This window comes from Glycomyces niveus, assembly GCF_017592475.1.
Taxonomy (GTDB): Bacteria; Actinomycetota; Actinomycetes; order Mycobacteriales; family Micromonosporaceae; genus Glycomyces; species Glycomyces niveus.
In genome coordinates, this window is the sequence record NZ_JAGFNP010000002.1 from 349,609 (window position 1) to 363,585 (window position 13,977).

A 13,977-nucleotide genomic window follows, 5' to 3' on the forward strand; every position below is an offset into this window, starting at 1 on the left:
TGGAACGCGGACGCCGCTGTCAGCGCCGCGCAGGCCGGACTCGGACCCAGTGCTGTGGCGGCGCGGAGGCGTCGCCATGGTGTTACCGAAGCGATAGTCCCATCAGTTTCTAATGGGTTCGATAATACGATACCATTAAGAAGTGAATGCAGTGGTACTTCTGACCGGCGACCTGCCGATCGCCCTCGCGAACACCGTCCGGCTCCGCCGCGGCCGCCTCCAGGACGCCATCGAGACCCCTGCGGGCCTGGCGGCCTGGCTCGCCGAGACCGCGCCCGCGCTGCGCACGGCGCTGCCCGCGCACGCCCTGACAGGGGTCGGCGAAGCCGACGCGAGCGAGGCCCGGCACCTGCGCGACAGCATCCGGTCCATTATCGAGTCGCAGGCGGCGGGGGAGGTCCCCGCCGAAGCGGACCGCGAACGGCTCAACCGGCACGCGGCCGCCGCGCCCGGCTGGCCCCGACTCGACTGGGACGACGACCCGGTCCTCGCCCGCGTCAGCGCCGCCGCCCCGGTCGCCGCCGCCCTCGCCGAGATCGCCGGCGCCGCCATCGAAATGCTCTGCTCCGAGCAGCGGCACCTCCTGTCGGCCTGCGCCGCACCGGACTGCATCCGCCTGTTCGCCAAGACCGACCCGCGCCGCAAGTGGTGCTCGCCCGACTGCGGCAACCGCGCCCGCGTCAACCGCCACTACCGCAACCGCAACGCCTGAAGGCACGGAAAAGGACTCCGGCCCGGCCCCCTTCGCGGGGACCGGGCCGGAGCCTTTATCGGGAGGCGGGCTAGCGTCCGATGAGGCCGGTGACGTCGACGAGGCGGTTCGAGAAGCCCCACTCGTTGTCGTACCAGGCCACGATCTTCACCTGGCGGCCCACGACCTTCGTCAGTCCGGCGTCGAAGATGCACGAGGACGGGTCGGTCACGATGTCCGAGGACACGAGCGGGTCCTCGGTGTACGTCGCATACCCCTTGAGCGGCCCCTCGGCGGCGGCCTTGAGCGCGGCGTTGACCTCTTCGACGGTCGTGTCGCGCAGGACCGTCGCGGTCAGGTCCGCGGCCGAGCCGGTGACGACCGGGACGCGCATCGCGAACCCGTCTAGCCGGCCGTCGAGCTCGGGCAGCACCAGGCCGATCGCCTTCGCCGCGCCGGTCGAGGTCGGGACGATGTTCATCCCGGCCGCACGCGCCCGCCGCAGATCCGAGTGCGGCCCGTCCTGGAGGTTCTGGTCCTGCGTGTACGCGTGGACCGTCGTCATCAGGCCGGTCTCGATCCCGACCGCCTCGTGCAGCACCTTCGCCATCGGCGCCAGGCAGTTCGTCGTGCACGACCCGTTCGACACCAGGTGGTGGTTGTCAGGGTCGTACACGCCGTCGTTCACGCCCATGACGAGCGTGACGTCCTGGTGCTTCGCGGGCGCGGTGATGATCACCTTGCGGGCCCCGGCGTCCAAGTGCGCCTTGGCCTTCCGCGCATCGGTGAACGCACCGGTGCTCTCGACGACCACGTCGACGCCCAGCTCGCCCCAAGGGAGCCGGGAGGGGTCGCGCTCGGAGAACGCGCGCAGCCGGTGGCGGCCGACGCGGATGCCGTCCCCGGTGCGCTCGACCGGTTCGCCGAGCTTGCCCAGCACCGAGTCGTAGGCGAGCAGGTGCGCGCAGGTCGCCACGTCACCGAGGTCGTTGAACGCGACCACGTCGACGTCCTCGCCGCGTTCGAGCACGGCGCGGAGGTAGTTACGGCCGATCCGGCCGAAGCCGTTGATCGCCACTTTCACGGGCATGGGGTCTCCTTCATGTCAAGCTCTCGGACCGGGTCGCGACGAAGCGGCTCAGCCGTCGAGCGCGGCGACTTGGACCAGCGGGCCCTTGCCGAACGGCGGCGGCGGCGCGTCGCGGAAGCCGCCGTGCTCGGCGACGACCCGGAACCCGGCGGCGGCCAGCGCCCCGCGGATCTGCGGGGCCGTCAGCACCCACTGGTCGAAGCCGTTCTCGTGCATCGAGACCGCGCCGTCGGGGTCCCGAGCCAGGATCGTCTCCTCGTTGCGCCAGCACGCGGTGTGGCCGTTCACGCTCGTGTGGACCATCCGCGTGAGCAGCACGCCGTCGCGCTGGTGGTGCGCGATCATCGACGGCTGGTACGTGTCGACGAAGCCGAGCAGGTGCGCCGCGTCGAGCACCAGGTGCCCGCCGGGCGCGAGCCGCCCGCGGACCTGCCGCAGCAGCGGCACCAGCGCTTCGGGCGGCACCATGTTGAGCGTCGCGAAGAGACAGACGACCAGGTCGAAGGGCTCCTCGGTCGCGAACTCGGCGACGTCCAAGTCGGCCAGGTCGGCCCGCACGTACTCGAGGCCGTCCCCGCCGGCCTCGGTCGCCCAGGCGATGAACGCGGCGCTGGCGTCGACGCCGACGCCGCCGTGGCCGCGCGCGGCGAGCGCCCGCAGCGTGGTGCCCGTGCCGCAGCCCAGGTCGAGCACCCGTCCACCGGTCGCCTTGCCGCTCTTGGCCAGCCAGTCCGCGAGGTACGCCGTCTCAGCGTGCACGTCGCGCAGTGTCCCGCGGATGACCTCGTAGTACTGCCCGGGGAATTCGAACGCCATCATCGCGACCCCCTACCGGCTCGCCGCGACGGGCGCGTCGGCCGCGACGGCGGGCCCGGTCCGGGACAGGACCGCGAGCGACGCGAACCCGGCGACGGCGAGGGCCGCGATCGACGCGGCCATCGGCAGGGCGTTCGCGGCGCCCGCGACACCGGCGAAGGGCGCGGCGAGCCCGCCGAAGAGATGCGTGGCGAGCCCGATGAGCGAAGCGGCCGCCCCCGCGTTGTCGCCGTTGTCGGCCAGCGCCAGCGCCATCGAGTTCGGCATCACCAGGCCGACGGCCGAGACGACGACGAAGATCCCCGCCAGCAGCACCGGCAGCCCGGCGTCGGCGAGCACTCCGGCCAGCACGACCACCCCGCCCACAGCGGAGCTCGCGGTGCCGATCCGCAAGAGCCGCAGCGGACCGGTCTTGTGCACGATGCGGCCGCTCACCTGCGCGGCGATCACGAGGCCGAGCGCGTTGACGGCGAACACGGCACTGAACATCTGCGGCGACATGCCGTGCAGCTCCTGGAGCACGAACGGCGAACCGGCGATGTAGGCGAACATCGCGCCGAAGGCGAACCCGGCCGCGAGCGTGTACCCGAGGAACCGCCGGTCGCCGAGCAGACCAGCGAACACCCGCGGCGTGGCCGCGAGCCCGCCGGTCTGGCGGCGCTCGGCCGGCAGCGACTCGCGGAACCCGAAGCCGACCGCGAGCAGCATCAGCGCCCCGCACGCGGCCAGCGCGATGAAGATCCCGGGCCACTCCATGAACCGCAGCAGCTGGGCGCCGCCGACGGGGGCGAGGACCGGCGCGATCCCCGTGACGAGCATCAGCGCCGCGAACAGCCGGGCCGCGTCCGCGCCGTTGTACTTGTCGCGCCCGATCGCGGCGGCGATCACGATGCCCGTCGCGCCGCCGATCCCCTGCAGGAGCCGCAGGCCCACGAGCGTCCACACGTCGGGTGCGACGGCGCACAGCACCGAGGTCACCACATAGAGCGCGAGCCCTGCGAGCAGCGGGACCTTGCGGCCCAAGGCGTCGGAGATCGGACCGGCGATGACCTGGCCGAAGCCGAGGCCGACCAGGCACGCGGTGAGACTGAGCTGGACCGCCGACGCCGAGGCGCCGAGGTCGGCCGAGAGCTGCGGCCAGCTCGGCAGGTAGGCGTCGTTGGACAGCGGGCCGAGCGCGGTGAGCGCTCCCAGCACGACCACGAGCCAGGCGTACGCGGCCCGCGAAGGCGGGCCGTCCAGGCGTTGCATGGGCAAGTCTCCAATTCCCTCAGTAGGCGACGCAGATGCGGCGCTGGAAGGTCCGGGCGTCCTCGATCGCGTCGGCGAACGCTACGGCGTAGTCGGCGATCGAGACGCGACTCTTCCCCTCCTGGTCCTTGAGGAGCTGGTCGCCGCCGACCCGGAACTCGCCGGTGCGCGGGCCCGGTTCGATCAGCGCCGCGGGCGACACGAACGTCCAGTCGAGACCGCCGACCGTGCGGTACAGGTCGAGCGCGGCCGACTGCGCGAGCGCGTTCGCCTTCCACTGCGCCGGGAACTGCGGCGTCGACACGAGCGTCACGCCGGGCGCGACCTCCAGGCTCCCGGCCCCGCCGAGCACCACGAGGCGGCGGACCCCGGCCGCGGGCAGGGCCTCGATGAGGCTGCGGGCCGCCCCGAGGATCGTCTTCTCGTCGTTCTCCACGCCGACCTTCGGGCCTACCGCGCTGGCGACCGCGTCGTGGCCTTTGGCAAGGGCCGCAACGGCCTCGGCGTCGAGCACGTCGCAGGCCTCCCAGGACAGGCCGTGGCGGTCGGGGCCGGTTCCGGTGCGGCTCGCGGCGGTGATCTCGTGGCCGCGGGCGAGCAGCTCGTCCCGGATGGCCGAGCCGATGTGGCCGTTCGCGCCGAACAGGAGGATCTTCATTGGACGGTTCCTTCTTCTCTGGTTGGGTTCACTCGGACCAGCGGCCGCGGGTCCAGCCGTTCAGGTCGTAGTCGGCCATGCAGCGGTCGACCAGGTCGCCGTAGTCGTCGAGGAGCCCGGCGGCGCGCGACCACGCGAGGGTGTCGAGCCGCACCTGGTCGGGCCCGCCCGCGTAGTTCAGCTCGTACAGCTCGTGGCGGCCGCCGAACTCGGTGCCGAGGGCGTCCCACGCGAGCTTGAACAGGCGCACCCGCTCCTCGCTGGACCCGGCCGAGCCGCGGTAGAAGCGGTCGAGGAGGGGCCGCAGTTCGCCGTTGAGCATGTCCGCGCCGCTCGCCGGGGTCATGATGAGCGCCGCGGCCAGGTGCTCCTCGAAGAACCGGTGCGTGCGTTCCCACGACAGCGGCGCGAGGGCCCGGTATCCGGCGGCGTACGCCATCTTCGGCAGCACGGTCCCTTCCGGGCCGGGCTCGGGGTCGGCGGCCATGGCGGTGGTGACGGCCTCGGTGACGTGCCGCCAGGCGAGGAGCTCGCCGAGCCCGGCCTGGACGCCGCGGAAGGAGTGGGTGCCGTTCAGCCGCGTGCCCTTGTCGAGGATCCCGGCCATGAACTCGAGTTTCACGGCCATGCGGATGGCGCCCTGGAAGAACCCGCGCGAGAGCAGCCCCGAGCGCGGGAAGTACTCGTGGACCTTCTCGGTGTCGCGGTAGATGAGGACGTTCTCCCAGGGGATGAACGCCTTGTCGAAGATGAGCACCGAGTCGTTCTCGTCGAAGCGGCTCGACAGGGGGTTGTCGTAGGGGCTGTTGGCCTTCATCTCGTAGGAGGGGCGGCACACGACCTTCATGCCGGGGGTGTTCATCGGTGCGATGAACGCCAGCGCCAGGTCCTCGGCCTTGCCCTTCTCGAGGTTCGCGAGGTGGATCTGGCCGACGAACGCCGCGTGCGTGAGCGCCGAGGCGGTGGCCATGAGCTTCGCGCCGTCCACCACGATGCCGCCGTCGCGCTCCTCGACCACGCGGACGTACACGTCGCGCACGTCGTGGGCGGCCTTGTTGCGGTCCACCGGCGGGTTCACGATGGCGTGGCTGATGGACAGGCCCTGCTTCGCGTACCGCTCGTACCAGCCGCGGGCGCTGTCGCCGAACGGCTCGTAGAAGTCGTGCGTGACCGCGAGCCCGGCCATGAACGAGGCCTTGTAGTCGGGGGTGCGGTTCATGAACCCGTAGCTCATCCGGGCCCACAGGTCGATGGCCTCGCGGGCCTTCATCAGGTCCTCGGCCGATCGCGCGGGCGTGAAGAACCGGTGCACGCGGTTGCCCGTGTGCGGGTCGACGGTGGTCATCGTGTCGGCGGTCTTCGGGTCGTGCAGGGCGTCGTAGAGGTGCGCGGTGGACCTTGCGGCCTGTTTGAACGCCGGGTGGTCCACGACGTCCGCGACGCGCTCGCCGTAGAGGTACACCTCGCGGCCGTCGCGGAGGCTTTCCAGGTAGGCGTCGCCGGTGAGCAGTTCGTTCGGCGCTTCCTGCGCCGCCGCCTGCGTCCGTTCCGCCTGCGCCATGTCTACCAAGGTCGTTTCCCTTCGCTCGGGCCCGGCGCGATCGCGCGGGAGGGGTGCGTCCGGGAAGCGTATGTGCGGCGGGGGCACGCGAATGGCCGATTCGCGCACGGCGAATCGGCCATACCCGCGCAGGCGGGCGGGGGTTCGGGAACTCCTTAGAGCGAGGCCTTCCCGGTCCGGTGGGGGACCGGGGCCGGCTCGGGGATGTTGGCGGCGAGCGCCATGACCGATCCGGCCGCGAGCAGGAGCAGCCCGATCGCGGCGACGACCTCGCCCGAGGCGAGCGAGCCCGCCGGGAGGTCTTCGCTGATGCGCAGGTCGCTGCCGTACAGGATCATCGCGCCCGCGAGGCCGCCGAAGGCCCACACGGTGCGGGTCTCGTGGGTGTGCAGCGTGAAGTACAGGGCGCACCACACGACGAGCAGCAGCATGAGGCCGAGGGCCATCAGGTGCGTCCGGGTGTCCGGCTGGACGCCGGCGACGCCGGAGAGGTGCCAGTAGTCGAGCGAGCCGCCTCCGGTGTCGACCCACGGCATGAACATCGAGCCGACCATGAGGGCCGAGCCGCCGAGGGCGGCCAGGCCGCCGATGCGGGAGTACGGGGTCGAGGGCGTGCGCTCCATCTTCCACCTCCGGGAGAGATCCGCTGGTGTCTCAAGCGCACCACCGCAGCACGCCGCCGTCAACGTTCTTGACGGGTTATTGACGCCAAAGGGACGGATCTGTCGGCAACCGGACAGATCGGCATCGAGGCTCATCTATTCGCGGCGAGCCTGACCAGGTGGGCGTGGGCGTACTCGCAGACGACGGCGTGGCGGTAGACCGCGTGCGGCACGTCGGCGTTGGAGTCGGCGCGGATCGAGAGGTCGCCGTTCTGCCAGCGCAGGAACACCGGGTCGCCGGTGAGGTCGGCGAGGATGGCGAGGATCGAGTCGTCGAACCGCATGGAGTGCACGGCCCGCCGGTACTCGTCGGGGGTGAGGCAGGCGGCGAACGGGAGGTTCATGAGGCACAGGGCGGTCTGGATGTCGAGGCGCAGCAGCCGGAACCGGTGCGCCTCGGGGTCGAGCGGCGGCATGTCGAGGTCCGAGAAGTCGAGCGGGCCGACGCGGGTCGTGTCGAGGGCGGCGAGGACCTGGTAGACGTTGATGTCGTGTTCGATGACGGCCCGGTCGCCGAGCCCGGCGAGGTTCACGGGCCGGAGGGCGACGGGGTCGATCGCGGTGGCGGTGTTGCGGACGATGAAGTTGAGGAGGTTCGTCTCGATCACGAAGTGGCGGATGAGGAGTTCGACGGCGAGCGGGGAGACGAACCGGCGCAGGAACCACAGGCAGAGCCGGTCCATGAGCCGGTGCGCGGTCCAGCGCACCGGCGTCAGGCGTTTGAGGGCGACGATGACGAGCGCGAGCACCCGCGAGACGGGCCGCAGGACCGGGTAGATCCAGGTGCGGGTCCACTGCCGCTGGTCGTCGGTGACCATGCGGGCGACCTCGGGTTCGAGGGGCATCGCGGGGTCGCGGACCATCGCGTCCCACATGGGAGGGTCGGCGAGCGGCCCGCTGGGCGCCTGCTCAGACATGGTCGAGTTCTTCCAGTTGCAGGGCGTAGAGGCGGGCGACGGTCTTGGCGGTCTTGACGATGGCGTCGGCGGCAGCGGCGTCGATGCGGGGCGAGCCCAGGATCGCCTGGAGCTTCGCGAAGTGGTCGTCGTCGGCTTCGCCGTGGTAGGCGAGGAAGCTGACCTGGTCGTCGCGCAGGCCGAGGGTCGCCTTGAAACGGGCGGCCCAGCCGGAGGCCTTGCCGGTGCCGAGGCCTTCGATGATGAACATCGCGCCGAGGAGCCCGATGGGTTCGGGTTGGCTCGCGGTGTGGAACATGTACGCGGACAGCGCTTCCGAGCCGATGTTCTTCTCGCCGGCGCGGATGTCCTCGATGGAGCCGCCGCAGGCGGCGTAGTCGCGTTCGATCATCATGAAGTCGCGGTGCTCTTCGGCGGCGTGGCCGATGGCGGCGCTGCGCAGGTCGAACAGGTCGACGGAGAAGTTGGAGGCGGCGCGGGAGATCCAGCGGGCCCCGTCGGCGACCTGCTGGCGCAGGTTGAACAGGAGCCGCCGGTAGTCCTCGAGCGTGGCGGTCCCCTCGCTGAGGCGGCGCATGACGGGCACCTGGTCGAGTCGCTGCTCGAACTCCTGCCAGACGGCGTCGAGCCGGTCGCGGATGCTTCCCGACCGCGGCTCGACGCGGGCGACGACCGGCGCGACCTCCTGCGCCGCAACGGGTGCGGCGACCGGCACGACCGTCGGATCCTCCTCTGCGGAACCATCCACACAGGTCAGATGTGCGAAGCCGAATGAGAACCGGCCCGATTCGGGCACGGCCAGGAGCACGGTCTGGCCCGGCTCGAACCGGCCGGTCCGCCAGCACTCCTCGAGGGCGATGAAGATCGAGGCCGCGCCGGTGTTCCCGCGCGTCTCGAGGTTGGAGAACCACCGGCCCGTGTCGATCTGGGCGCCCGCGGCGGCGAGCTGGTCGAAGACGATGTCGCGGAACGCGTTCGTCGAGTAGTGGCACAGCACGTGGTCGAGCTTGCCGAGGTCGATGAGGCCCTCGCGGGCGAGCGCCTGGAACTCGCGCAGCCCGGCCTCGGCGAGGGCGCCGAGGGCGCTGGTGTCCTGGCGCAGCAGCATCATCCCGGCCTGTTCGGCCGCGGCGGCGCTGCCCATGTCCTGCCAGGTGCGGCCCGCGACGGGAGCGGCGCCTTCGCCCATGCCCGCGCGCATGCACACCGGGTGGGCGTGGGCGAGCGAGACGGTGCGGACCCAGTCGACGCGCAGTGAGGGCCGGTCGGGGCGCGGCCGCCCCTCCACGAGTACGGCCCCGGCGCCGTCGGAGAGCATCCAGCGCAGGAAGTGCGCGTCGCCGTCGCCGCCGCCGTTGAACCGTGAGCTGCGCAGCCACCGGCTGGAGAGCTCGCTGCCGACGACGGCCGCGCGCCGGCGGTCGCCCAGGCGCACTTTCGCCACGGCCGCATCGAGGGCGGCGAGGCTCGAGGAGCACACCCCGGCGGCCGAGAGCACCTGCATCGGGCCGCCTCCCAAGCGGCCGTGGACCATCGACGCGAACCCGGGGACGAGGAGGTCGCCCTGGGTGGTCGCGGTCGCGAGCATGTCGAGGTCGGCGGCGCCCAGGCCGCGCTCGTCCAAGGCGGCGTGGAGCGCGTTCGCGGCCAGCTCCTCGTTCAGCTCGGTCGTGCGCCCCTGCGCGTCGAGGGCGTAGTGGCGCTTGGCGATCCCGTTGGCGGCGAGGATGCGGCGTCGCAGCCGGTCGCCGCGCGCGTCGACGCCGCCGAGGCGCGCCGCGATCTCGTCGTTGCCGACCGGGGGACCGGGGAGGTACGCGCCCGCGGCGGTGATGTAGGCGTTCATGCCCTCCATTTGACAGCGCCGCAGGGACATCGCGCATCGGCGCTTCTACTCAACATGAGGGGCCGAAAGTACTCAGCGCCGCCGGGCCGCCCGGCCGCCGCAACTCGCTCAGTCGCCGTCGATGCCCTGCTCGATCGCGTACCGCACCAGCTGCGACCGGTTGTGCAGCTGGAGCTTCGAGAGGATGTGCTGCACATGGTTCTGCACGGTCCGCGGCGACAGCGTGAGCCTCGCGGCGATCTCCTTGTACCCCAGACCCTTCGCGACCAGCCGCAGGACCTCGGTCTCCCGGTCCGACAACTGCGGCCGCTCCTCGGGCTCGGGCGCGTTCGCCAGTCGCCGGTACTCGCCCAGGACCAGTCCTGCCAGGCCCGGCGTGAACACCGCGTCCCCTGCCGCCACCCGCTCCACCGCGTCGGCGAGCTCCGCGGGCGACGCCGACTTCACCAGGTACCCGCGCGCACCGGCCTTGATGGCCTCCAGCACATCCGACGACTCTCCGCTCGCCGACAGCACCAGGACCGCGGTGGGGCAGTCCTCGCCCAGGCCTTGGAGCACCCCCACCCCCGAGAGTCCCGGCAGCTGCAGGTCCAGGATCGCCACGTCCGGTCGCAGCGACCGGATCCCTTCCAGGGCCGCCCGGCCCTCCCCGAACACCGCGAGCACCTCGTGCCCGGCCCCGGTCAGGTCCCGGCCGATCGCCTCCCTCCATATCGGATGGTCATCGACCACGACGAGCGTCGCCACCGGCACCTCCCGCCTCAATCTCGACACGCGGCACGCGCATCTCCACCTCCGTGCCCTCCCCGGGTGCCGAGAAGAACTCGGCGCTCCCGCCCAGCTCCCTGATCCGGCCCCGGATCGACTGCGTCACACCCAGACGGCCTTCCGCGGCCGCCGCCGCCAGCCGCTCGGGCGCGAACCCCGGCCCGTCGTCGCGGACGCTCACCGTGACCGCCTCCCCGTCGTCCTCCAGCAGCAGCCACACTCGCGTCGCCGCAGGGCAGTGCTCCCGCACATTGTCGACCGCGCTCGCCACCGCCGCCGCGAACTGCCGCGCGGTCTCGGCCGGCAGCAGCACCGGCGTCGCCGGGGCCGCCACCGTCACGTCCGGTCCTTCATGGCGCCCGAGGAGCTCGCGCAGGTCCCGCTGCCCGTCCAGCGGCCGCCGGTACGACGCGGACCGGATGAGCGCCCGCAGCGCCTCCTCCTGGCGCCCGGCGAGCCGCCCCAGTTCGGCGGCCTCGCCGCCGATCTCGCTGCCGCGCCGCTGCACCAGCGCCAGCACCTGGAGCACCGAGTCGTGGATGTCCCGGGCCAGCCGCTCACGCTCGCGCGCGGCCGCGTTCCGCTCGGCGGCCTCGCGCATCCGCTGCTCGGCCACGACCCCGAGCCGCACCAGGTGCCCGGCCGCGAACCCGGTGAGCACCAAGAGGACCGCCTCGTTCACGGTGCTGGAGTGGACGCCGCCGCGGAAGGCCATCCCCGCGACCGCCACCACCGCGCCCGCGATCGCCCCCGACCGCCGGCCCCAGGCCGCGGCCCACGCCAGCACCGCCCCGGCCATCCACGGCCCCACCGACACCGGCACCCCGCCCCCGGCCTGCGCCAGCGCCCACGAGGACGCCCCGACGGCCGCCACGGTCACCGCCAAGTCCGCGTACAGCGCCTTCGGCTCGTACCCGCGCCGCCGGTACCACTCGGTCGCCGCCCACGTCCAGACCAGGAGCGCCACGACCAGCAGCGCCCCCCAGACCGGGCGCAGGAGCGAGTCGAACGCGAACGCGCCCAGCAGTATCGGGTAGCCGAGCGCGACGTACCGGAACACCGTGTTCGCCCGCCGCAGCTGCACCTGAATACCCACCCGCGCATTCTCCCAGGCGCCCCGGAAGCACACGGGTCCAAGCGGAACCGCGGTTCCCTACATCCCATCCGCTGGACCCAGGTCACTACAGTTGCGGCATGTCCTTCTCCAGCCCCCGACCCGCCTCGATCAGCGTCGACTTCGGCACCTCGCACACCGTCGCCACGATCCGCCGCGCCGACGGACGCGTCCACCAGCAGCTGTTCGACGGCTCCCCGCAGCTGCCCTCCGCGGTGTTCATGAACGACGAGGGCGGGCCGGTCGTCGGCGCCGACGCCGTCCACTCCGGCCGCCGCAAGCCCGACCGGTACGAGCCGAACCCGAAGCGGCGCATCGACGACGCCCAGATCCTCCTCGGCGACACCGAAATCCCCGTCACCAGCGTCATCGCCGCGGTCCTCTCGCGCGTCGCGCGCGAATGCGAGCAGACCCTCGGCGCCCTCGGCCCCGTCACCGTGACGGTGCCCGCCGCGTGGGGGCCGACCCGCCGCCATGTGGTCGCCGACGCCGCCACCGCCGCCGGGCTCGGCACTGTGGACCTCGTCGCCGAGCCCGTGGCCGCCGCCAGCTACTTCGTCGAGACCCTCGGCGCCCACGTGCCGCCCGGCTCCGGCGTCGTCGTCTACGACCTCGGCGGCGGCACCTTCGATGCCACGGTCCTGCGCCGCGCCACCACCGGCTTCGACGTGCTCGCCGTCGACGGCGCCGACGACCTGGGCGGCCTCGACTTCGACCAGGCCCTCGCCGAGCACCTCGCCAAGTCCGTGCAGCCCGACGACGAGCGCTGGCGGCGGCTCACGAGCCCCACCGGGCCCGCCGACCTGCGCCACCGGACCGCGTTCATGGACGAAGTGCGCCAAGCGAAGGAACGGCTGTCCCGTTCGGCCTCGACCGAGCTGACGATCCCGCTCCTGGACATCGACGTCCATCTCACCCGCGACGAGCTGGAGGAGGTGTGCACACCGCTGGTCGAGCGCACCCTGCGCGTCACCCAGGGCGTCATCCGCGAATCGGGCCTCGCCAAAGAGCAGGTCGCGGCGTTGTTCCTCGTCGGCGCCGCGAGCCGGATGCCGCTCGTCGCGACCCTACTCCACCGCGAGCTCGGCATCGTCCCCTCCGCAATCGAGCAGCCCGAGCTCGCCGTCTCCGAAGGCGGCCTCGTCGCCCAGCACACGGTGAGCACCCCGATCTCGGTCCCGAGCCCGGCCCTGCCGCCGCAGACCGCCACTCCGATGGCGGTCCCCGCACCCGCCCCGACCGGGCAGACGATGCGCCTGCCGCACCCTTCGGCGCCGCCCCCGCAGCCGACCCCGCAGGCGGTGGCCGCGCCGCCCCCGCCGGTCACCCAGCCCCACCCGGGCTCGCCGGTCCCGCCGAGCCACATGACCGGTCCCGTCCCGGTCCAGCCCGGCTACCCGGCCGGCCCGGTCCCGCCGGCCGAGAAGGGCGGCCCTTGGATCAAGTCCAAGCAGGGCGTCATCGTCCTCTCCGCCGTCGCGGTCGCGGCCGTGCTCGCCTTCGCCGCCATCGCGGTCCCCGCGGTCCTCGGCGACCGCCGCGATGGCCAGGACTCCGCGCTCGAGAACGCCCAGAACACCACTGGCGAGACCACTCAGGACGGTGCCGAGGCCACCGGGGACGACACTGACGGCTCGGCCTCCACCGGCGACGACGACGGCCTCGTGGCGCTCGCCGAAGCCGCGCAAGGCGACCTCGTCGCCCGGATGTCCACCCAGCACGTCGGGGCCATCACCCAGCTCGAAGTCGCCCAGCTCGAAGGGAAGCCGGTCGTCCTCACCGGCGGCGAGGACGCCATCGTGCGCATCTGGGACCCCGCGAGCGGCGAGCTGATCGACGAGTACCGCGGCCACGACGGCGCGATCCAGAGCCTCGGGGTCGTCCCCGACGCCGACGGCCGCGTCGCCGTCTTCTCCAGCGACGGCACCACGGACGACACCTGGTACCTCGACGACCCCAAGACCGCCGTGGCCGACCGCGAGTCCCAGTACGACACCATCTACTGGTACGGGCTGTGGGACGGCACCCCCGCCTACGCGACCGACTACGAGGTCAAGCAGCTGTTCACCGGCAACGTGATCACCGACATCTCGACCTCGTACGGCTACGGGCTCGCGTTCTGCGAGGTCGACGGCGACTTGCGCGCCGTCAGCCACTACGAGAACCGCGTGGTCGTCACCGACCTCGCCAGCGGCGAGCCCGTCGGCGGCACCTTCGACCAGCTCGCCTACGAGATCATGGCGCTCGCCGCAGGCCAGGCCGCCGGGAAGAGCCTCGCGGTCACCGTCACCGGCGAAGGCGCCGTGCAGGCCTGGGACCTCGCCGCCGCGGAGCCTTACGGCGTCGCCGCGCAGGAGCTCTACCAGACCGTGAGCGCTCTGCGCGTGGTCGAGATCGACGGCAAGGCCGCGGTGCTCGCCTCCGGCGACCAGGGCTTGAGCCTGTTCGACATCGAAACCGGCGCTCAGATCGGCGAGAGCTTCGCCGAGCACTCCGGCGAGGAGGCGCTGACCGCCGCCGAGGTGCTGGAGATCGACGGCCACCAGGTCGTCGCCACCGGCACCGGCATGGGCCAGATCGAGGTCTGGAGCCTCTGACGGGAC

Annotated in this window: 12 protein-coding genes; 2 read left to right on the top strand and 10 right to left on the bottom strand. The window is 72.4% G+C overall.

What is annotated here, in order from left to right:
* Nucleotides 1–142: 142 nt before the first annotated feature.
* Nucleotides 143–712 (top strand): CGNR zinc finger domain-containing protein, encoded by a 570-nt coding sequence (locus J5V16_RS04560; protein WP_208494873.1) that lies wholly within the window; start codon nucleotides 143–145, stop codon nucleotides 710–712.
* A 70-nt stretch (nucleotides 713–782) separates the two neighbouring features.
* Here the strand turns inward: J5V16_RS04560 and gap are convergent, their stop codons facing one another.
* The 10 genes from gap to macS form a co-directional block, all read right to left on the bottom strand.
* On the bottom strand, nucleotides 783–1,781 hold the full coding sequence (gap, locus tag J5V16_RS04565; protein ID WP_208494874.1) for a type I glyceraldehyde-3-phosphate dehydrogenase: 999 nt from the start codon (nucleotides 1,779–1,781) through the stop codon (nucleotides 783–785).
* Nucleotides 1,782–1,829: 48 nt separating this feature from the next.
* Entirely contained in the window at nucleotides 1,830–2,600 is a 771-nt protein-coding gene (locus J5V16_RS04570) for a class I SAM-dependent methyltransferase (protein ID WP_208494875.1), read from the bottom strand.
* Between the two features lie 9 nt (nucleotides 2,601–2,609).
* Complete coding sequence (locus J5V16_RS04575) at nucleotides 2,610–3,848, bottom strand: multidrug effflux MFS transporter (RefSeq protein ID WP_208494876.1); 1,239 nt, start codon at nucleotides 3,846–3,848, stop codon at nucleotides 2,610–2,612.
* 19 nt (nucleotides 3,849–3,867) lie between these two features.
* A complete protein-coding gene (locus tag J5V16_RS04580) occupies nucleotides 3,868–4,506 on the bottom strand; it encodes an NAD(P)-dependent oxidoreductase (protein WP_208494877.1) in 639 nt (212 codons plus the stop codon).
* A gap of 28 nt (nucleotides 4,507–4,534) precedes the next feature.
* Entirely contained in the window at nucleotides 4,535–6,067 is a 1,533-nt protein-coding gene (locus J5V16_RS04585; RefSeq protein WP_208494878.1) for a 4-hydroxyphenylacetate 3-hydroxylase family protein, read from the bottom strand.
* A 155-nt stretch (nucleotides 6,068–6,222) separates the two neighbouring features.
* Nucleotides 6,223–6,690: a hypothetical protein gene (locus tag J5V16_RS04590; protein ID WP_208494879.1), complete on the bottom strand. Its 468-nt coding sequence runs from the start codon at nucleotides 6,688–6,690 to the stop codon at nucleotides 6,223–6,225.
* A gap of 131 nt (nucleotides 6,691–6,821) precedes the next feature.
* The gene (locus tag J5V16_RS04595) at nucleotides 6,822–7,646 is read right to left on the bottom strand and encodes a DUF6999 family protein (protein ID WP_208494880.1); all 825 of its coding nucleotides are present in this window, start codon (nucleotides 7,644–7,646) and stop codon (nucleotides 6,822–6,824) included.
* Nucleotides 7,639–9,492: a 3-oxoacyl-[acyl-carrier-protein] synthase III C-terminal domain-containing protein gene (locus tag J5V16_RS04600; protein ID WP_208494881.1), complete on the bottom strand. Its 1,854-nt coding sequence runs from the start codon at nucleotides 9,490–9,492 to the stop codon at nucleotides 7,639–7,641. The genes J5V16_RS04595 and J5V16_RS04600 overlap by 8 nt, the downstream gene beginning before the upstream one ends.
* Before the next feature lie 108 nt (nucleotides 9,493–9,600).
* Nucleotides 9,601–10,239 (bottom strand): response regulator transcription factor, encoded by a 639-nt coding sequence (locus tag J5V16_RS04605; RefSeq protein ID WP_307792857.1) that lies wholly within the window; start codon nucleotides 10,237–10,239, stop codon nucleotides 9,601–9,603.
* On the bottom strand, nucleotides 10,214–11,356 hold the full coding sequence (macS, locus tag J5V16_RS25380) for a MacS family sensor histidine kinase (RefSeq protein ID WP_208494883.1): 1,143 nt from the start codon (nucleotides 11,354–11,356) through the stop codon (nucleotides 10,214–10,216). The genes J5V16_RS04605 and macS overlap by 26 nt, the downstream gene beginning before the upstream one ends.
* Before the next feature lie 98 nt (nucleotides 11,357–11,454).
* On the opposite strand from macS, the gene J5V16_RS04615 reads away from it, so the two are divergent.
* Complete coding sequence (locus tag J5V16_RS04615; RefSeq protein WP_208494884.1) at nucleotides 11,455–13,971, top strand: Hsp70 family protein; 2,517 nt, start codon at nucleotides 11,455–11,457, stop codon at nucleotides 13,969–13,971.
* Nucleotides 13,972–13,977: the final 6 nt, after the last annotated feature.